General features: G+C 38.4%; 18 protein-coding genes. 3 read left to right on the top strand and 15 right to left on the bottom strand.

All coding sequences use genetic code 11. The features are described from left to right. Positions 1-14 precede the first annotated feature (14 nt). From EFY79_RS09505 to EFY79_RS09480, 6 genes are all read right to left on the bottom strand, one after another. Positions 15-338, bottom strand: coding sequence for an NAD(P) transhydrogenase subunit alpha (locus EFY79_RS09505; RefSeq protein ID WP_123120472.1), 324 nt, complete (start codon positions 336-338; stop codon positions 15-17). A 195-nt stretch (positions 339-533) separates the two neighbouring features. After that, entirely contained in the window at positions 534-1610 is a 1077-nt protein-coding gene (locus EFY79_RS09500) for a Re/Si-specific NAD(P)(+) transhydrogenase subunit alpha (protein ID WP_123120471.1), read from the bottom strand. Between the two features lie 61 nt (positions 1611-1671). Further along, positions 1672-2496, bottom strand: a complete 825-nt coding sequence (locus EFY79_RS09495) for an O-methyltransferase (protein ID WP_123120470.1) — start codon at positions 2494-2496, stop codon at positions 1672-1674. A gap of 9 nt (positions 2497-2505) precedes the next feature. Beyond that, the gene (locus EFY79_RS09490) at positions 2506-3003 is read right to left on the bottom strand and encodes a dihydrofolate reductase (protein WP_123120469.1); all 498 of its coding nucleotides are present in this window, start codon (positions 3001-3003) and stop codon (positions 2506-2508) included. Between the two features lie 17 nt (positions 3004-3020). Continuing rightward, positions 3021-3434: a four helix bundle protein gene (locus EFY79_RS09485; RefSeq protein WP_123120636.1), complete on the bottom strand. Its 414-nt coding sequence runs from the start codon at positions 3432-3434 to the stop codon at positions 3021-3023. 150 nt (positions 3435-3584) lie between these two features. Beyond that, a complete protein-coding gene (locus EFY79_RS09480; RefSeq protein WP_123120468.1) occupies positions 3585-4394 on the bottom strand; it encodes a thymidylate synthase in 810 nt (269 codons plus the stop codon). A gap of 420 nt (positions 4395-4814) precedes the next feature. Between EFY79_RS09480 and EFY79_RS09475 the strand changes: the two genes are divergently transcribed. Beyond that, complete coding sequence (locus EFY79_RS09475; protein WP_158605188.1) at positions 4815-8120, top strand: VCBS repeat-containing protein; 3306 nt, start codon at positions 4815-4817, stop codon at positions 8118-8120. Between the two features lie 365 nt (positions 8121-8485). Then, positions 8486-9358 carry a succinate--CoA ligase subunit alpha gene (gene sucD, locus EFY79_RS09470; RefSeq protein WP_123120466.1) on the top strand — a complete coding sequence of 291 codons (873 nt, stop codon included), beginning with the start codon at positions 8486-8488 and terminating at the stop codon, positions 9356-9358. A 106-nt stretch (positions 9359-9464) separates the two neighbouring features. Here sucD and EFY79_RS09465 read toward each other — a convergent pair whose 3' ends face one another. Next, positions 9465-10649: an acetyl-CoA C-acyltransferase gene (locus EFY79_RS09465; RefSeq protein ID WP_123120465.1), complete on the bottom strand. Its 1185-nt coding sequence runs from the start codon at positions 10647-10649 to the stop codon at positions 9465-9467. 328 nt (positions 10650-10977) lie between these two features. Between EFY79_RS09465 and dnaG the strand changes: the two genes are divergently transcribed. Further along, positions 10978-12918 carry a DNA primase gene (gene dnaG / locus EFY79_RS09460; protein WP_123120464.1) on the top strand — a complete coding sequence of 647 codons (1941 nt, stop codon included), beginning with the start codon at positions 10978-10980 and terminating at the stop codon, positions 12916-12918. A 121-nt stretch (positions 12919-13039) separates the two neighbouring features. On the opposite strand, the gene EFY79_RS09455 is transcribed toward dnaG, so the two are convergent. The 8 genes from EFY79_RS09455 to EFY79_RS09420 all read right to left on the bottom strand — a co-directional run. Then, positions 13040-13516 (bottom strand): hypothetical protein, encoded by a 477-nt coding sequence (locus EFY79_RS09455; protein ID WP_123120463.1) that lies wholly within the window; start codon positions 13514-13516, stop codon positions 13040-13042. A 198-nt stretch (positions 13517-13714) separates the two neighbouring features. Further along, on the bottom strand, positions 13715-14521 hold the full coding sequence (locus EFY79_RS09450; protein ID WP_123120462.1) for a M48 family metallopeptidase: 807 nt from the start codon (positions 14519-14521) through the stop codon (positions 13715-13717). Positions 14522-14629: 108 nt separating this feature from the next. Further along, complete coding sequence (plsY, locus tag EFY79_RS09445; RefSeq protein ID WP_123120461.1) at positions 14630-15283, bottom strand: glycerol-3-phosphate 1-O-acyltransferase PlsY; 654 nt, start codon at positions 15281-15283, stop codon at positions 14630-14632. Between the two features lie 77 nt (positions 15284-15360). Beyond that, on the bottom strand, positions 15361-16182 hold the full coding sequence (gene prmA, locus EFY79_RS09440) for a 50S ribosomal protein L11 methyltransferase (protein WP_148041894.1): 822 nt from the start codon (positions 16180-16182) through the stop codon (positions 15361-15363). A gap of 58 nt (positions 16183-16240) precedes the next feature. Further along, on the bottom strand, positions 16241-18388 hold the full coding sequence (gene pnp / locus EFY79_RS09435) for a polyribonucleotide nucleotidyltransferase (protein WP_123120459.1): 2148 nt from the start codon (positions 18386-18388) through the stop codon (positions 16241-16243). Positions 18389-18469: 81 nt separating this feature from the next. Further along, positions 18470-18742, bottom strand: a complete 273-nt coding sequence (gene rpsO / locus EFY79_RS09430) for a 30S ribosomal protein S15 (RefSeq protein ID WP_123120458.1) — start codon at positions 18740-18742, stop codon at positions 18470-18472. A gap of 93 nt (positions 18743-18835) precedes the next feature. Further along, a complete protein-coding gene (locus tag EFY79_RS09425) occupies positions 18836-19381 on the bottom strand; it encodes a hypothetical protein (RefSeq protein ID WP_123120457.1) in 546 nt (181 codons plus the stop codon). A 167-nt stretch (positions 19382-19548) separates the two neighbouring features. After that, on the bottom strand, positions 19549-21492 hold a 1944-nt coding region (locus EFY79_RS09420), incomplete at its 5' end, for an MBG domain-containing protein (protein ID WP_148041893.1).

The raw sequence follows: 21492 nt of genomic DNA, 5'->3' as shown, positions 1-21492 counted from the left end.
TTTATTTTTACTTTTCACTTTTCACTTTTCACTTTCTTCTTTCTGAACATTTCCAACATCCGATCTGTCACCACAAATCCTCCCACCACGTTTAACGTTCCTAAAACCACTGCAAGAAAGCCTAAAATGAGCGCTAAATAATTTCCGCTTTCGGCTTTCCCCATTACGATGATTGCACCAATAATTACCACCCCGTGTATGGCATTGGCGCCGCTCATTAAAGGCGTGTGCAATACGCTGGGCACCCTGCCAATAACTTCGATTCCCAGGAATATCATAAGCACGACAATGTAAACCATATCGATATTTTGCTGCAGCAAATGAATAATTTCTTTCATAGTTCTTAGTTCGTATTTTAACCCGTTATATAAATACAATAAACAAACATTTATTGAAGATTTTCATTTTGACTCTGGTCACAAGAAAATCAGGATTCCGAAAAAAGGAAATACTTTTTTTTCATTGTTGCATTTTTCCATTTTCACATTTTCTCATTTTCATATTTTACTTTAGCAAATTAGCACATTGGCTACTCAGCTAATTAAACATCCCTTTACCAATTCATCTTCCAGATTCAAATTCAGTTTACCTTCCTTATCAATAATCAATTCTAAAAAATTACAAATATTTTTTCCATACAATTTGCTGGCGTCTGACGGCATGGTGGCGGAAAGATTTGAATTACCAATAATTGTAACACCCTTATAATTTATCTCTTTATCATTTTCGGTAACTTCAGTATTTCCCCCGGTAGCGGCAGCAATGTCAATAATTACGGAACCATTTTTCATGGCCTCAATCATTTCCTTAGTTATTAAGATTGGCGCTTTTTTTCCAAAGATTTGAGCCGTTGTAATCACTATATCCGCTCTGGATACGTGTTCTGCTATCTTTTGCTTTTGCCGTTCTTTAAATTCTTCTGTTTGATCCACCGCATACCCACCAGCCTTGCTGGCATCTGCCGCGCCCTCTACCTCAACAAATTTTGCCCCAAGGCTCATCACTTCCTCCTTCACCGCCGGACGTGTATCAAAAACTTCCACCACCGCTCCCAGCCTGCGCGCTGTTGCAATTGCCTGCAAGCCTGCAACGCCAGCGCCAAGAATTAAAATCTTTGCTGGATGAATGCTTCCTGCCGCAGTCATAAACATGGGAAAATAGCGGCTATACTTATTTGCGGCAACCAGCACGGCTTTGTACCCGGCAATATTTGCCTGGCTGCTCAAGACGTCCATGCTTTGCGCACGGGTGGTTCGCGGCAACATGTCAATACTAAATACCTTAACCTCTTTTGTAATAAATTTCTCAACCATTTCCTGGTCGTACAATGGCTGATAAATACCAAGAATTATTTTTGATTGAAGCGATGGAATTTCAATTTCCGAAGGAAGATGAATAGATAAAATAATTTCCGATCTCGTTAGCACGTCTTCGCGTGAAAGCACACTGGCGCCGGCTTCCGTATATTTTTCGTCTGAAGCAAATGCATTTTCTCCGGCATTTTTTTCAACAAGGACAGTGGAATTCAATTTTTTTAAAAGGGCAATATGTTCCGGCAAAAGAGAAACTCTTGTTTCGTGTTGTGGTTCTTTCAAAACGCCAATTATCATAATTCAAAAGTAGGTTTTTCTATAAAGGTTGCCAATCTTTTGAATTGCCAAATATTTAAATTTAAAAACGTATGGTGAAATGCTGCTTTACTTTAAAATCACTACTAAAAAAAACGAGGCCAATAAAAAAAAGATCAATCGTCAAAGTAACGGCTTCATGGGATTGAATTTCCTTCCAGGCCTCTTCCATTTCCTGGCTCCAGTGGATGTCGTCAAAAATAAAAATCGAATTATTTCCTGCCCTACTGATTTGGTCAGGCGGGGTTGCTTTACTGAGAAAGAAATTAAAATATTCCAGCGTGGCTTCTTTCCTATGATTACCATCAACAAAAAGCAAATCAATAACCGGCAGCCTTGCAGTATTTTCAGGAATCGTTTGCCGGAAATCGCCTACCACAATTTCAATATTTTTTAGACCCAATTTTTCAAAATTGTTTTCAGCAATTTTAGCGATGTTCTTTGATCCTTCAAAAGTGAAAACTTTAGAATCACTATTCGCAGAGGCAAGGTAGCAGGTCGTAATTCCGAGGGACGTTCCCAATTCCAAAATCGTTTTTGCGCCATAGTATTTTGAAATCCGGAAAAGCAGTTGTGCATATTTTTTGCTTTTTAAGGAAGAAGAGGCAATATCTTTCACCACCCGGTTTTTAAATGGAAGCCTTGCCGAGCCTGCGCCAAAATCTTCGACTTCAATCTTTATATTATTTGAAAGAAGATTATTGCGAAGCGATTCGACATTCTCATAGCAATCATATTTTTGTTTATCATTCAACACATGAATGATAAAATCGAAAACGAAAGGCGAATGAACACCGTGGCCTTTGCCATTTTTCGCGGTAAGATAATAGTGGAGATATTTTTTGGCTAACTGAAAAGCAGAATACATTTTATTGATTTAGGTTTTCCCGGTTCTTTCCCAAACCTCAAAAGTATAAGGATAATTATTTTTATCATCTGCCGGATGATCTTCAGCGCTAACGAGTTTCCAAACAGATTTGTCAATTTCAGGATAAGAAGTATCTCCTTCAATAGTAGCATGGACACGGGTCAGGTATATTCTATCAACGATATTCATGGTCTCACGGAAAATTTTTCCGCCGCCTATAATAAAAATTTCTTTTGCTTCACTTTCTTTCGCTTTTAAAATGCCTTCCTCAATAGAATGCACAACGAATGCATTTTCAGCATTCCAATCTTCCTTCGAGGTAACTACAATATTGATTCTTCCGGGCAAATCTTTTTCCATGGACTGGAAAGTATTTCTTCCCATGATCACCGGCATTGCCCATGTTTTATTTTTGAAATATTTGAAGTCGGCTGACAATTTCCAGGGCAAACCATTCTTTACCCCAATGATATTATTTTCTGAAGCGGCAACGATGTGTGAGAGCATAAGAGAAGGTAATTGGTTTATTGGTTAATTGGTTTATCAGTCTTTGCAGGGATTATTTTCGACTCTTTTTTTTGAGAATTCCTCACAAATTTTATAAAGGCATTCAACATCAACAGCAATTTTTTACAAAGTTCAATTAACGGTTCACAGATTTCCGTAGCTATAAGTTTTCTTCTCATACATTTTGAGAGCCAGGATTTTGTTTCCTGAATGGAGCCGCGCGAATAAAAATAAAATTGTTTACTCTCCTTATAAAAATAGCGTCCATAACCTTCTGCAATATTAGCTGAGATTGAATCTGCAGCTCTTACTAATTGCTTCCCAATTGTATCTTTCTTAAAATAATCCCACTTAACAACAATATCCCAAATATCATCTGAGAATTTTTCAGCGATATTATAAACTTCGAGCTTTTCTAAAGTAAATTCCATAACCATGTAATTTATGTGCAATTCTTTCTACCTTCTAATGTAGCACTAAAGATCTCAATCCAAGCCAGTAAAATACTCCGTAACGACAAATAATTATATACTTATCAGAACTCCCTAATTAACTAATTAACCAATTAACTAATTAACCAATTACACCGCTACCGGAGCTTTGATAGATGGATGAGATTGATAATTCACCAACTCAAAATCTTCAAATTTAAAATCGAAAATATTTTTTACTGCAGGATTCAGTTTCATTTGCGGAAGCGGAAAAGGATTTCGGGTCAATTGCAGTTGCGCTTGTTCAAAATGATTTTTGTATAAATGAACATCGCCAAAAGAATGTACAAATTCTCCGGGCTGCATATCACAAACCTGTGCAATCATCATGGTTAGAAGCGCATACGAAGCAATATTAAAAGGCACTCCCAGAAAAACATCTGCGCTTCTCTGGTATAACTGACAGCTCAATTTTCTATTTCCAGAATCGGAAAGTGAAGTGTAAAACTGAAATAAACAATGGCAGGGCATCAATTTCATTTCCGGTAAATCAGCAACATTCCATGCGCTGATAATTAATCTGCGGCTATCAGGATTTGTTTTCAGTTCTTTTATTAAATCAGACACCTGGTCTACAGTTTTCCCGTTCGCCCCTTCCCAACTGCGCCATTGTTTGCCATATACGGGCCCGAGATTTCCATTTTCATCCGCCCATTCATCCCAAATACGGACTCCATTTTCCTGAAGGTATTTTACATTCGTATCACCTTTTAAAAACCATAAAAGTTCGTAGATGATACTTTTAAGATGAAGCTTTTTGGTGGTAATAAGAGGAAATCCTTTTTGTAAATCAAACCTCATTTGATAGCCAAACAAACTTCGTGTACCCGTGCCCGTACGGTCGCTTTTGTCATTGCCGGTATCAATAATTTTTTTTAATAGCTGATGGTATTGCTGCATTTGCGCAAGTTAAGAAATTCGCAAATCTTGCCGGATTGGAATTTGTCGACAGCTTTGTTGAGGTGGACAAAATAAAAAGTTGTTTAAGATATTTTAATATCTTCACTTTAGAAAAATACCAGGCAACTGAATCTACTTCTTAATCATTTTGAATTATATGGTAATTTAAGAATACGTTTATTTAGACAACTCTTATTATAGTGATACGCAAATAATAAAACGATCAGAAAGTTAATAGACTTTTGCAAATACAAAAGGATTGTATTCTGCAAATGAACAAGTGGGTGAAATGTGGAAACTTGCGGAAATGAAATGTATTTATTTATAACAGCATATATGAATTGTAAGAGATTACTACTATGGTTTTCATGCATATTCACCACAATTACTTTTATCTCTTGTGAAAAACACACAGCAGGAATGTTTCAGCAACTAAGTTCTTCCCAAACAGGAATTAATTTCAATAACAAAATAACTGAGAACGATTCAATGAATATTATTGACAGGCAAGATATTTACAATGGAGGTGGAGTTGGCATTGGTGATTTTAACAGGGATGGTTTGCCTGACATTTACTTTGCGGGGAATATGGTTTCTAACAGGTTGTATTTAAACAAGGGAGGGATGCGATTCACAGATATTACTAATGCTGCGGGAGTTAGGGGTGAAGGAAAATGGGCAAAAGCGATTTCCGTAGTAGATATTAATAACGATGGCTGGCCCGATATTTATATTTCTGAGTCTTTTTCAACCGATCAGACTAAAAGGGAAAATATTTTATACATAAACGAGGGATTGGGTAAAAATGGAATACCTGTTTTTAAGGACATGGCTAAAGAATACGGATTAAATGATAATTCATATACAACTCAAGCTGCTTTTTTTGATTATGACAATGATGGGGATCTTGATGTTTACCTGGCAATAAATGCTTTTTCTAAGGGCGATATTCCCAATGTATTCAGAAATGTTTTTACAAATGGGCAGCACCCGAATACAGACCGGTTGTATAGAAATGATTGGGATTCTGCAAAAGGACATCCTTATTTTACGAATGTTTCAAGAGAGGCTGGTATTCTACAAGAAGGATACGCACATGGTATAACAGTTTGTGATATAAACCTCGATGGATGGAAAGATATATTTGTGACCAATGATTATTTGTCACAAAATATATTATACATTAATAATGGGAATGGCACATTTACCAACGAATGCAAAGATTATTTTAAACATACCGCCACTAATTCCATGGGGTGTGATGTAGTTGATATAAACAATGATGGATTGAGCGATGTGGTAGAACTGGATATGAATTCAGAAGATAATTACAGAAAAAAAACAACCATGACTGCCGGCAGTTATCAAACTAATTTATTAAATGAGGAATATAATTATCAATATCAGTATATAAGAAATATGTTGCAACTGAACATGGGCAATAGTTTAGGGAAAAAAGATTCGCTGGAACATCCCGTTTTTTCTGATGTTGGGTTCTATGCTGGTATTGGTGAAACAGATTGGAGTTGGGCACCATTAGTAGCGGACTTTGATAATGATGGGTTCAGAGATATTATTGTAACAAATGGCTTCCCTAAGGATATTAGAGATCATGATTTCACCGTGTATTTAAACTCATTTTACGGAACGGATTCAAAAGAGAAATTATTATCAAAGTGTCCGGTTGTGAAAATTGCTAATTATGCTTTTCGGAATAATGGAGGTATTACGTTTACAAATGTTACAAAAGATTGGGGCCTTGATCAACCTTCATTTTCAAATGGAGCAGTAGCAGTTGATCTTGATAATGATGGAGATCTTGATATTGTAATAAATAACATGGACGATATAGCAGGGATATATGAAAATAAACTGAATGAGAAAAAAGATATCTCTCATCATTATTTAAAGGTTGCATTACAGGGTGATTCTCCCAATAAAGATGCCTTCGGTTCCTGGGTAAAAATTTATTACAACGATAAACAACAGGTTTACGAAACCAACCCGGTAAGAGGATATCTGTCTTCAGTCCCAAACATCACTTACTTTGGATTAGGAAATACAACTAAGATTGATTCTTTAATAGTGATATGGCCTGATAATAAAATGCAAAAGCTCCTTAACATCAAAGCGGATCAACAAATAAATATTAAACAATCTGAAGCAAAAGAACACTATTCCTGGAAAAAATTTCCACTAAACACGGCTGCATGGTTTAAAGAAATAACTGATTCACTTCAACTAAATTACCATGATTCGCAAAAAGATTTTAACGATTTTAGCCGCCAAATTTTGCTACCCCACAAATTATCACAATATGGCCCGGCAATGGCGGTGGGTGATATCAACAACGATGGACTTGAAGACTTTATAGTTGGGGGCTCCTCAGGCAATAGTGCTGTAATTTTCCTGCAAAAACGAAACGGGAAATTTGAAAAAAGAAGCCTGCTTGATAGTGTTGAAGCCTCCTTAAAGCTTGTGGACGATGCGGGCATACTTCTATTTGATGCTGACGGTGATCATGACTTTGATTTATATATAACCAGCGGAGGTAACGAGCAAGAACCTGGCTCCGCTTCTTACCAGGACAGGCTTTACATCAATGATGGAAAGGGAAATTTTTCTTTGGATAGTTTAGCATTACCTAAAAATTATAATAGTAAATCCTGTGTGCGTGCCATTGATTTTGATAAAGATGGAGATCCTGATTTGTTTATTGGCGAAAGAGTAGTCCCCTGGAATTATCCGAAACCGGTGTCTGGTATTCTATTGCGGAATGATACTAAAAATGGTGTTGTTAAGTTTACTGATGTGACGTCAAAGGTTGCTCCTTTTGTAAAGGATATCGGACTTATATCAGATGCGAGTTGTGTAGATTATGACAATGACGGTTGGCCTGATTTGGTAATTGCCGGTGAATGGATGCCTATAGCGTTTTTAAAAAATATGCATGGGACTTTTGTTAATGAAACTAGCAAGTCTGGTATCGGGGATAATTTCGGCTGGTGGAACAGTCTTAAGGCAATAGATATAGATAAGGATGGCAAAATAGATTTTTTAGCAGGAAACCTTGGAGAAAATTCCTTTTTTAGTGGCAATAAAAAATTCCCGATTCATAATTATTATAATGATTTTGATAATGATGGAACATTTGAAAGTATTACGACAAAATTCTTAAAAGATAAAAATGGAGTATATAAGGAATACCCGGTCGAAAACTGGTATGACATAGTAGCCCGGTTACCAATATTCAAAAAGAAATTTCCTACTTATAAAAGTTTTGCTGAGGCTACTATCAACGAGTTTTTTGATAAAAACCAATTTATGAACGCCATAAAATCCCGTGCGAATTATTTTGCTTCCAGCTATATTCATAATCTTGGGAATGGTAAATTTGAAATAAAACCATTACTCCCTGCAGCTCAGTTAGCTCCCGTTTTTGGAATAATTGCGGATGATTTCAATAATGATGGGAAAACAGATATTATCTTATCCGGCAATGATTACGGGGCTGAAGTGACTAATGGAAGGCTGGATGCTTTCGATGGATTAGTTTTAGAAGGAGATGGTAAAGGTAATTTTAAACCCTTAACTATTAAGCAAAGTGGCATGTACCTTCCTGGGGATGGAAGATCAATAGTAAGTCTCAAAAATAATAAGGGAGATGATATTTATATTCTTAGCCAAAACAAAGGATTTTTGAAAGCTTATATCAACAAGCATTAAAGTTAACTTTCACGCTTTTATGAAAACCAGTCCGAAAACGAGGTGAAAATAACACACGAAAATTTAAACTGCTATGCAAAAGTCCTTTGAAAAATAGCGCATTCTTACTGCATCAAAAGCTGGAAAGTATTTATGGCAAAAAGCACAAGTAGGACTTCGGCCTGATAAAAACCAAAGAAGGCTTGAGCGTATGGCGAAGCCATATTCCAATACAGGATTTTTAAGCAATTGAATCTATTGTAGAAGATTATAGTCAAGATAAAAACTCAAACAGCGCTATATAAGAACATATTGCTGATACACTTGCAAATCTTAAACCTCAATCATACTTTCATATATTTGCACAACTTTAAAATCTTTATTGCATGTCAGTTTTAGTTAACAGGAATTCAAAAGTTTTAGTACAGGGATTTACCGGAACAGAGGGAACATTTCATGCCAGCCAGATGATTGAATATGGAACAAATGTAGTGGGCGGAGTTACACCTAACAAGGGCGGAACCACTCACCTGGAGCGTCCTGTATTTAATACAGTGGAAGAGGCGGTAAAAAAAACCGGTGCTGATGTAAGCATTATTTTTGTTCCTCCCGCATTTGCAGCAGATGCAATAATGGAAGCTTCAGAGGCGGGCATCGGATTGATAGTGTGTATCACAGAAGGCATTCCGGTTCAGGATATGGTGAAAGTAAAAAATTATTTATCAGGTTCTGATTCAAGATTAATAGGCCCGAATTGCCCCGGGGTAATCACTGCTGATGAGTGCAAGGTGGGCATTATGCCCGGATTTATTTTTAAAAAAGGAAAGATTGGAATCGTTTCCAAATCCGGAACACTTACTTATGAAGCGGCAGACCAGGTAGCGAAAGCAGGACTTGGAATTTCAACAGCAATAGGAATTGGCGGCGATCCTATCATCGGAACAACTACAAAAGAAGCGGTTGAGCTTTTTATGAACGATGATGAAACTGAAGGAATCGTAATGATTGGTGAAATCGGCGGAAGCATGGAAGCCGACGCAGCGCGATGGATAAAAGAAAACAACCGCAAACCCGTAGTTGGTTTTATTGCCGGCCAAACGGCTCCCGCAGGAAGAAGAATGGGGCACGCGGGTGCGATTGTGGGCGGCGCAGAAGATACAGCCGCAGCTAAAATGAAAATTCTTTCAGAATGTGGTGTGCATGTGGTAGCCAGTCCTGCTGACATAGGCAAAACTATGGCTGAAGTAATGGAAAAATAAATAAAGGAAAAATAAATAAAGCCGGATTATAATCCATTTATAATCTATAGTAAAGCCATAAATAAGTATCTTTTTTATTTCAGGCTGTTCAAAGTTTAATTAGATTTCAGCACAGTCCAATTATCATAGCGCTGGCGCCTCCGCCTCCATTGCATATTCCCGCAGCGCCTATTTTGCCGCCATTCTGTTTTAATACATTGATAAGTGTTACAATAATCCTGGCTCCGCTCGCGCCCAACGGATGGCCAAGAGCTACAGCTCCACCATTCACATTGACTTTTGCAGCATCTAATTTCATATTTTGGATATTAACAATACCCACCACGCTAAAGGCTTCGTTCAATTCAAAAAAATCAACATCCTCTACTTTCAGGCCTGCCTTTTTTATCGCTTTGGAAAGCGCTAATGAGGGGCTGGTCGTAAACCATTCCGGCGCCTGTTCTGCATCGGCATAGCTGAGAATTTTTGCAACAGGCTTTAATCCCAGGCTGTTCGCTTTGTCACTGCTCATCAAAACCACCGCCGCGGCGCCATCGTTGATAGTGCTTGCATTAGCAGCCGTTACACTTCCACCTTTTTCAAACGGCGATTTCAATTCCGGGATCTTTTCAAACTTTACATTGAAGGGTTCTTCATCTTTCAACATAACTATAGGATCTCCTTTTCGCTGTGGAATTTCTACACCCACAATTTCATCAGTAAACTTTCCGCCGTTAACTGCGGCCTGGCTGCGCTTATAACTTTCAATCGCAAATTCATCCTGCTCTTCACGCGAAATGTGGCAATCCCTCGCACACAATTCGGCTGCATTGCCCATCGCATAATCTTTATAGACATCCGTCAATCCATCTTTGGCCATTCCATCAATCAGTGAGGTGTTCCCATATTTGTTGCCCCAGCGCACAGACGGAGCATAAAAAGGCGCGCTGCTCATATTTTCCATACCACCTGCCACTACAATATCCGCATCTCCCAACAAAATGCTTTGGGCGCCATTCATAATTGCCTTCATGCCACTGGCACAAACTTTATTCACGGTGGTGCAACAAACATTTTCGGAAAGACCAGCATAAATAGCTGCCTGGCGTGCCGGCGCTTGCCCAAGATTGGCCTGCAATACACATCCCATATACACTTCCTGCACATCTTGTGCCTTTATTCCTGCTCTTTCTACAGCGCCTTTTATTGCTGCAGCGCCTAATTTTGTGGAAGAAATATCTTTAAGGCTTCCTCCGAAACTGCCTATGGGCGTGCGAACTGCAGAAAGAATATAGACTTCTTTATTGTTCATGATTGCAATTTTTAGATTGTTAACAAAGATACTTAATTAGCCCTGGCGTTTTAAGAATGAACATACAAACAGATGCTTTCTTTATCCAAAATAAATTCGGATATTTATGCCTATAGTAAATGAGCCCAAAATTCATTTACTTCGTATAAATTTTAAAAAATTAAAAGTTATGAGTAACATTATCTCAATGAAAAATTTTGTAGCTACCATGGTTGTTACCACAATTTTAACTTTAATTCTTGCCTGGATTTGCCTCATCTGGACGCTTTAATATTGCATGCAACTATCTTATGCCGGCCAGCACGAAGCCAGGCCCAAAAACTAATTAATGATTCCGCAGGAAACGATACAGCAGATTGTAAGCAGGATCGATATAATTGAAATTATCAATTCCTTTGTGAAGCTCAGGAAACGGGGTACCAATTATCTTGGCCTCTGCCCTTTTCACAACGAAAAAACACCCTCGTTTACTGTATCACCTTCAAAAGAAATCTATAAATGTTTCGGTTGTGGCCGGAGCGGCAATACCATCACCTTTTTGATGGAGCATGAAAAGCTCAGTTATGTAGAAGCGCTGAAATGGCTGGCAGCAAAATACAATGTAGAGATAGAGGAGAAGGAAACAAGCCCTGAATATAAGGCGCAGCAACAAACTGCCGACAGTCTTTATATTATCAACAATTTTGCCCAACAGTTTTTTTCTGACAGGCTTTTCAATTCTGAAGATGGAATTGACATAGGATTAGGCTATTTAAAAGAAAGGGGCTTCAGGGAAGGGATTATTAAGAAATTTCAATTGGGCTATAATCCCGATGCGCGCGATTTATTTGCAAAAGCAGCCATAGAAAAGCAGTTTAACAAAGAGCTTTTACAAAAATCCGGGTTAGTAGTTAGCCGGGATAACGGTTTACAGGATAATTACCGCGGCCGCATCATTTTTCCTATCCATAGCCAGACGGGCAAGATAAGTGGCTTTGGCGCAAGGCTTATCCGTAAAAATGATAAGGCCCCGAAATATATCAACACGCCCGAAAATGATATTTATGTAAAAAGTAAAATACTGTATGGACTGTGGTTTGCACGGCAGGCGATTGACAAAAACGATGAATGTTTATTAGTTGAAGGTTATACGGACGTAATATCATTGCACCAGGCCGGAATTGAAAACGTGGTAGCAAGCGGTGGTACCTCGCTTACGCCGGAGCAGTTGAGGCTTATCAAAAAATACACCTCCAATCTTACCATTTTGTATGACGGCGATGCGGCAGGCGTGAAAGCAGCGCTGCGCGGGCTTGACCTGGCCCTGGAAGAAGGATTGAATGTAAAACTGGCTTTACTGCCCAACGATGAAGATCCTGACAGCTATGTCAACCACTATGGGGCTGAAAATTTTACGGCTTTCATCGAAAAAAATAAAAAAGATTTCATTCTATTCCAATTAGACCTTGCACTGGCTGAAGCAGGAGACGATACCAACAAAAAAGCTCAAATCGTAAACCGCATTGCAGAATCGATTTCCAAAATCAATAAAACAGAGGATTTTACCAAACAACAGGATTATATCCGGAAAACCTCTGAAATTCTGAAAATTGATGAGGCGGGATTGCATAACCTGGTAAATAAATTTATCCGGGAAAATTTATCCAAAGAAGAAAAAAAACTATTTCAGCAGGATAAAAATTTTCAAAGGCCCGCAGGTGAAATTGATGAATTAGCACAGGCTGATGTGCCATCGCTTGAGCTGCTAAATGATGAAATTTATCACGAAAGGTCGTTAGTAAGATGCCTGTTGGAATATGGACTTTTGGATTGGGAAACCGAAAAACGGGTTGCCGATTACTTATTGTATGAAATCATTGAAGAAGATACTTTGGAAGAACCGATGCTAAAAAAAATTGTAAGCACCTACAAAATCTGGTATGAAGAAAAGCTTGAGCCTACTTCTAAAAGCTTTCTGTATACAGATGATTTGGCAATGAGCAATGCAGTCGTGCACCTTATTGAATTTCCGTATGAGGTAAGCGATGGTTGGGAGAGTAAATATGAAATGGCAGTTCCCACAAGGGAAGAAAATTACAGAACAGATATTATGTCTACACTTCGGTACCTCGAATTAAAAAAAATAAAGAAATTAATTTTAATAAATGCCAGCGAGCTTGAAAGAGAATCGAATGCTGAAAGGCAAATGCTATTGATACAGACTCATTCTCAGCTCAAAAACATGGAAATGCAATTGACAAACGAGATAGGATTGGTTATTATGAAATAAAGCGATAAAGTTGTAAACAAAAATTTATAGTATTTATTTGTCTGCTGCCATAATCGTTAGAGACAAAAAAACGCCCCATAGTTGGCAATATGAGGCGTATATTATTTTTTAACGTGTTTATCTAAAAACCTTCTGCTTCCGCGAACTTCCTTGAATCTGATTTCATTCTCACCACCTTTGAAGGAGAAGATTTAGTTTTTTCTTTATCACAAATATCTGACTTGTAAAATCTCTGAGCGCTCCATACATAATCGAGCACTACCTTTTCACCCGTTTCGTAGCCACTTTCAACTAATAAATCCCAGGAACCTTCCCTGTTCAAATCGCTTACAATTTTGGAAGCCTGTTTAGGAAACGCAATCCAAAGTTTGGTATCATTGTGTAATGCAGGGCATAGTTCTGCAAAAATTTTTTCGAGTTGCGTAGAATTCAAGGCGAATACAAGCGCAAAATCAATTTTGCGAATTTTCAAAAGCTGGGTAACATTTTTTGAAAAAGAGAGTTTTGAAAATTGTTTCTCAATAGTGGAAGGAAGGCCCTGAATTAATAAATTTTTCTCATCCTCTAATTGCAATTTTTCAAACATGGTTTGGGACATAATGAAGGCAGTATTTTAAAGATTAAAAAAATAGTCTTTAATTACTTGCATTTTTTCCGAAAGGGTTGAAATATCGGAAAATTAAAGATTTGCAAATAAAGACAGGTGCAAATTTACGGAAAAAAAATTGTTTGTCGCAAAAAAGCTGTCTTTAATCTATTGCTTGCTTGCTTTATGTTTTTTATTAATATGGAATCATCACTGTACAGGATGGTAATATTTTAATGCTTCGTTCATATATTTTTTCAATTTTGTAATCCTGTTCTTATCCAACGGGTGGTCGCTCAAAATTTCGGGAGTAGTATTACCCGCGTTTAATTTTGCCATTCTTTCCCACAGAGGAATTGCTTCTCTTGGATTATAACCGGCCATAGCTGCAAAAATTAACCCGTAATGGTCTGCCTCATATTCCTGTTGACGCGAGTTGGGTAAAAGAACCCCTATCTGAGCGGTCGGAGCAAAAATTGAATTAAATATGTTATTAACTTTTGGGTTGTTTTGTGTGAATATATCTCCTCCCAGTTGAACACCCTGGGCTACCAGCGCCTCACTCATTCTTTCCTGGCCGTGATGGGCTACTGCATGAGTAATTTCGTGACCGAGAACGATTGCGAGGCCCGCTTCATTTTGTGTAATAGGCAAAAGACCAGTATACACCACCACTTTACCACCGGGCATACACCATGCATTCACTTCTTTGCTTTGCACCAAGTTAAACTCCCATTTATAACCATCCAAAGCATTGGGCATCCCTTTGGAAGCATAATATTTTCCAATTGCATCGGCTATACGCTTTCCTACGCGCTTCACCATTTCCGCATCCCTGTTGTTGGAGCTACTTACCACTTGATTTTGCGATAAAAAGGTTTGATATTGTGATACGGCTTCCTGTTGCAATGTAGATTCCGGAATTAAGGAGAGCTGATTTCTTCCGGTTATTAAATTCTTAGTGCAGGCTGAAAAAAAAATTGCTGAACTTGTTAGTAGTATTAATAGTCTTTTCATAAATATTAAATTTAAGTAATAGCTAAACAATTGATGTACCAAAAAATGGAATTTCACGAAATCCAGAGTTTGGACTCAGCAAAATAAAAAAGTAAAATCAAAGAAAACTTAAATCTCTTTTCGATGGGATTTTCTGCGATCGCGATGTTTTAATATAGGGACACGTCCTTCATTTCCCTTTATCAGGCGGCTTATGTTTTTTTGGTGGGTGAGCACAATTAATGCCGCAACCGCTACCGCAAACACGCGGTAAAAAACTTCCTGCTCATTATATATCCAAAGAACGCAAATAGGCAAAGCAACACCAGCTAATATGGAGCTCAGCGAAACATACCTCGTTAAATACAGCACTATAAGAAATACGCCGACACAGTTAATAGCTATAATTGGCTGAATGGCCAAGACCATTCCAAACAAAGTGGCAACACCTTTACCTCCTCTGAAATCTGCCCAAATGGGATAAATATGGCCAATGACTGCTGCCAGGCCAAGGCCAAGCATAAGATTAGTACGGTCTAATTCATTTGTAAGATAGTAAGGCAGTAAATTATAAAGAGCTACTGCCAATATTCCTTTCAGCATATCCCCTATCATCACCACCGTTCCGAACTTTGGACCCAATACCCTGAAAGTATTGGTCGCTCCCATGTTTCCACTTCCGTAATCCCTGATATCAATATTGAAAAAGCTTTTACTTACGATCAAAGCAGTTGGCGTGGAACCAATTAGGTAAGCGAGGATTATTAAAATGAATTCTTTCATAATGGATTATATAATTGAAATCACGGGATAGCAAATATAACATAAATTGATCAGCAGAACTCTTAAATTTCAGAAACTTACACCTTATTCCTTTTAAATAAAATTGCCAGCCAACCGTTCAAACCAAGCCTGTCGAAAACTACAAAGTCATTATCTGTAAAGACTCTTACAATTTCAGCTTCATCATTCAGCAAGAATCCCGAAGCAAGGAAAAAACCGCCTCTCCTCACAGATAACATTATCGACTCTGCATGCTCTGTCAATACATTTAAATTAATATTGGCCAGTAATATATCTGCAGGTTCAATTGCTGTAAGATTTTCCTGTAGTTTTAACGAAATATTTTTGCAATTATTGGCGAGAATATTTTCGGTTGCATTCATAATGCTCCACTCATCTACATCAATTGCCGTAATTTTAGCTGCACCACATTTTTCCGCTAAAATTGACAGCACGCCTGTGCCCGTCCCAAAATCGATTACTGATTTTTGATAAAAATCTATTTTTTCCATCAATTCAATCATCAATCTTGTTGTAGCATGGTGCCCGGTTCCGAAACTCATCTTTGGAGTAATTACGATATCATATTTTACTTTTCTGTTAGGCGCGGCAAACGACGGGCGAAGGGCCACAAAATCATTTATGATTACCGGCGTTATTGTCTCTTCCCATTGATGATTCCAGTTTTCTTCATCAATAACATATTTTTTAAAAAATCTATTTTCAGGCAAAGCCATCATCATAAGATTCTCATCAAAATCTTCCTCGTGTATATAGGCATTTAATAAATTGTTTCCCTCCTCAAAAGCATAAAATTTTATTTCTGAAAGCAGGGCTACCAGGATTTCTGTTTCTTGCTCTGTCAGAATTTCGATTTCAATTTTAATATATCTTTTCATAAAAAAAGCCTGTAAAAATACAAGCTTCAAAATAAAATATGTTCGAAAATTAATGACCTTAATGGCTGCGCTGCTGGCCGGCAGAATTGCTTTCTGGTTTAGGCATCAAAGCTTTACGGCTTAACTTAAATTTCCCTGTTTTGGGGTCTACTCCAATCAGTTTGATCTTTACCTTGTCTCCTTCCTGGAACACATTGTCCATATTTTCCAGTCGCTTCCACATTATTTCCGAGATGTGCAATAATCCCTGCTTACCGGGTAAAAATTCAACAAAGGCGCCAAACTCTTTGATACCTTTTACAGTTCCTTCATAAACATCTCCCACTTCCGGAACAGCCACTATGCTTTTTACCCATGCTACAGCCTGGTCAAGGCTTTCTTTATTAGCAGAAAAGATGCTAACCTCGCCGGTCTTGCCTACTTCAGTGATATTAATGGTAGCACCGGTAGATTTTTGAATTTCCTGGATTATCTTGCCGCCCGGCCCGATAACAGCACCTATAAATTCAGAATCAATTATCAGTTTTTCCATCCGCGGAGCATGTGGTTTAACATCAGGGTTATGCTCAGCAATGCATTGATACATCGCATCTAGGATATGCATTCTTCCCTTTTTAGCCTGTTCAAGAGCCTGCCTCATTACATTCATACTAAGGCCATCTACTTTTATATCCATTTGAACTCCACAAATTCCATCCCTGGTGCCCGTTACTTTAAAATCCATATCTCCCAAATGATCTTCATCACCCAAAATATCAGACAGAACAGCGAATTTATCTTCTTTGGAAATTAATCCCATTGCAATGCCACCAACATGTTTTTTAAACGGAACTCCCGCATCCATCAAGGCGAGGGAACCCGCACAAACTGTAGCCATTGACGAAGAGCCATTACTTTCTAATATATCGCTTACTACCCGCACTGTGTAGGGATAATCATTCCCAGGCATTATTTGCTTAAGCGACCGCATGGCAAGATTTCCGTGGCCAACTTCTCTCCGGCCCACTCCACGCATCATTTTAACTTCACCGGTTGAGAAAGGAGGGAAATTATAATGTAAAATAAATTTTGAATAATTACTGGTAGCAGCGCTTTCCACCAGCAATTCATCCAGTGGCGTACCAAGAGTAACCGTAGTTAAAGACTGTGTTTCGCCACGGGTAAACAGAGCAGATCCATGCGGGGAAGGAAGAATATTTACTTCCATTGTCAGCGGGCGGATATCTTCCAATCCCCGTCCATCCAGACGTTTGCCGCTTGATAAAATCATATCACGAACGACATGGTATTGCAATTCGCCAAAGTAATATTTGATTAACGGTTTATCTTCGTCTGGCAACTCTTCACCAAGATGCTCGGTTACTTCCTGCAATAATGCATCAAAAGCATCTTGTCTTTCCCCCTTTGATGTAGCAGACGAAGAAATATCGTGCATTTTATTTTTAGCAAAATCAATTATCTTTTGATTCAGCTCTTCATTTCTGTATGGTTTTGTATATTCTCTCTTTTCCTTAGCGCCCACTTTTTCTCTCAATTCATGTTGGGCCTTTACCTGGAGTTTGATGGCATCGTGGGCCACTTCGATAGCCTTAATTAAATCTTCTTCCTGGCACTCTTTTCCTTCACCCTCCACCATCATAATATTTTTTTCGGTGGCTGCCACCAGGAATTCCAGTTCAGCATTTTCCAACTGGCTGCGGGTTGGATTTACAACGAAATTGTTTTCGATTTTAGCAACCCTCACTTCCGAAATAATTTCCTGGATAGGAATATCAGAAACTGCCAGCGCCGCGGAGGCCGCAAGGCAAGCCATAGCATCCGGTAAAATTTCAGGATCACTTGAAACCAATGAAACCAGCACCTGCACATCACAAAAATAATCGTCAGGAAATAGAGGTCTGAGCGCCCTGTCAATAAGCCTTGAAGTCAATATTTCATAATCGTTTAATCTCGCTTCACGTTTGAAAAATGAACCGGGGATTCTCCCGGCGGAGGCAAATTTTTCCTGGTAATCTACAGTTAATGGAAAAAACGATTGGCCTTCTTTAGGTTCGTGGTTTGCCACCACAGTCGCCAGTATAATACAATTACCTAATTGAACAGTTACTGCGCCATCGGCCTGTCGTGCCAACTTGCCTGTTTCAATAGTAACCATCCGGCCCTCTCCGATATCAAAGGTTACACTTTTGGGATTTGGAGTATTCATTTTATATTATTTTAAAAAAAAGCATTCCCAACCGTATTACTTCAGTTGGGAATGCTAACAATATTATTAATGCTTAACAAATTATTTACGGAGTCCTAACTTTTCAATTAACGCGCGATAACCGTTTAAATCATGTTTGTTTAAATAAGCCAATAAGCTTTTTCTCTTCCCTACCATCTGCATCAGGCCCCGCTGGGTGCTGTAATCTTTTTTATTGCCGGATAAATGCTGGGAAATATGATTAATTTTTTCAGTCAAAATAGCCACTTGTGCTTTTATTGAACCTGTATTTTTTTCGTCACCACCAAATTCTTTAAAGTATTTTACCTTGGTTTCTGAAGTTAAATAAGACATTTTCTAGAAATATTTTTATAAGTGGGTGCAAATGTACTATTATATTCTGATTTTTAATAAATGTAAAATCTAATTTTTTTTGAAAATTTTCTATTAAAATCCAGGAAATTTATCCTCCGCATTTCTCATTGATTTCAGATTTAATGCATAAAGCGCTATAAAGATTAAACCAAAAAAATTATTAAAAGAGGTAGCTCCCACTGCAATCAAATCATTTCCAAAAATATAAAAAGGAACCAGGAGTGAAATGATAACGCCAAAAATGTAAAGATAAAAACCGGTCTTCCGCAGATTCCACATAAAAATAGCACCACACAACGTAAATAGTGAAGCAACTAGATTCCCAAGCGCTAATTTTCGTAGATTGTCTTTTTGAAGGATTTTCGAAAATGAAGTTTTAATTTTTTCGGGCATTCCTTCATTTTGGCTTTTTACTTTGGGCGAATTCAATTGAACGCTGTCTCTTCTCAATTTTGGCTGCCCATTTACCATATCAGCATATTTATAAGCTGACGTGTAAGTATAGATGCTGCTGATTATTGTCCAGCCACTACCAATAAAGGTTAATATACAAAGCCACGTGAGGAAAGAGGGCCTTTTCTCTGGTTGCAATTCATAATCGTATAAATTTTCCTGCATGATGTTTTTTTGCGCTTATAATAATAAATAAATTAAATTAAAAATTTATGTCATAGTTCTTCAAACAACCGCTGTGAGAATGCCTAATTGAGATCTGATTCTGCCTACGGATAAAAAAGAGGCTGTCCCTAACTTTGGAGACAGCCTCTTTTTATAATTTTGGAAATCTATTTTCCTTCTTTAATCAACCGAAGGGTTACTCTATCATGCCCCTGCACAAATTCTGCTATGTAAGTTCCAGGATGATACTGGCTTCCAATCTGCAAGGTACTATTAGCAGGAACAGAGGTTCTTTGTTCCACTACTCTTCCTGTAATATCAGTCACAGTCAATTTTACATTTTCTTTACTTAGGCTATTCAATATTAACGTGAAATGGTAGGAGGTTGGGTTTGGCATTACTTTAATAGATAGCTTGCCGGTTCCTTCCAGATTATTTGAGAGATTACCGTGATTGTTAATCATTGATACGTTTGAGCTCGATATCACGGTATCCATCAACCTGGATTTATTGTTGCCGGTGCTATGGATCACGATTGATCCGCCACCCAATACTGTTGCAGGAACAGCATTAGTAGCAGAATCCTTGTTATTGTCATAAACCACTCCGCTGCCATCTGCATTTGTCCAGATTTTTATGCGGAATTTGTCAACTCCACCGCCACCGTTTATACTTCCATCGATCGCTGAAATCATGAAGTTATAATTACCAGTTCCGTTTATAGTGCCTGTTCCCTGGAAGATGGCTTTTGCTCCTGCAATAACTAATGAGCCTGTTCCGTAATTTGTGCTCTTGAAGTTAAGGTTACCAGCCTGGAATTGGAATTCTGTATTTCCATCCGGCGTATTATTACCTTTCTTGTATTGTGCATTAAATCCAAAGTTTGCTTTTCCGGTCAATGTAGGATCAGCGCTATATGCACCTTTAGGTGAATTGATCCAGCCACCGCCGGTTACAAATCCAGCGTTAGGATCATAAACCGAGAAGTAAGCGATAGAGGTAGAGCAGCCACTTCCTGCCACTGCTATCACCTGGTATAAGCCAACAGCTAATGAACCTGTTGGAAGACTATAATTAGCAACACCACTTGCGTTAGTCATTGCAGTCACTATAATTGGAGTAATATTTAAATTATTGGTAATGGTAAAGGTAACGGTAGCATTAGGTACAAGAGTGGCACCACTTGTGACAGTTGCTGTCAATGTTTTACTTGCTGTTCCCAATTGAATGGCAGTGCTGGTATTGCTGGCATCGATTGAAACAGAATTAATAGTAAAGTTGGCAGTATTGTAGGTGATATTGTAATTACTCAATACGCCTGCCGGGCTCAAAGTAGCATTGATAGTATATGAATTGCCAACTGATTCAATTGTAGGTGTTCTATTATAAGCCGCTGTTACATTATCTGACTCCAAAAATCCTGTAAGTGTTCCAGTAAAGGATGGGTCAGATTGACCACAATATTTGCTGGCATTGTCAGGAGTTACTGAAGCTGATTTGACACCAACGGTCAAAGTACCATTTGCGTATGCTATGTTATAGTTGCCAAGACCTGTTCCAACAGCTGCACTTGCTACAATCGGATATGTTGGGCCAGGAGTGGTTACAGTTGCAGTAGCCGCCGCTCCGGTACTAGCCAGAGTTACACTATTGATTGCATCTCCATTGACAATCGCCCCGGCAGGTATGCTAAATTCAGTTCCTGCGAAAACAACTGCATCGCCATACGTTTTTGTTCTGTCAGAGGCAGTTACAGTAATTGATTTGACACCAACGGTCAAAGTACCATTTGCGTATGCTATGTTATAGTTGCCAAGACCTGTTCCAACAGCTGCACTTGCTACAATCGGATATGTTGGGCCAGGAGTGGTTACAGTTGCAGTAGCCGCCGCTCCGGTACTAGCCAGAGTTACACTATTGATTGCATCTCCATTGACAATCGCCCCGGCAGGTATGCTAAATTCAGTTCCTGCGAAAACAACTGCATCGCCATACGTTTTTGTTCTGTCAGAGGCCGTTACAGTAATTGATTTGACACCAACGGTCAAAGTACCATTTGCGTATGCTATGTTATAGTTGCCAAGACCTGTTCCAACAGCTGCACTTGCTAC

This window comes from Hanamia caeni (genome assembly GCF_003721595.1).
Classification (GTDB): Bacteria; Bacteroidota; Bacteroidia; order Chitinophagales; family Chitinophagaceae; genus Ginsengibacter; species Ginsengibacter caeni.
Note: the sequence above shows the minus strand (reverse complement) of the source record. Positions and strands in the feature narration are given on the sequence as shown.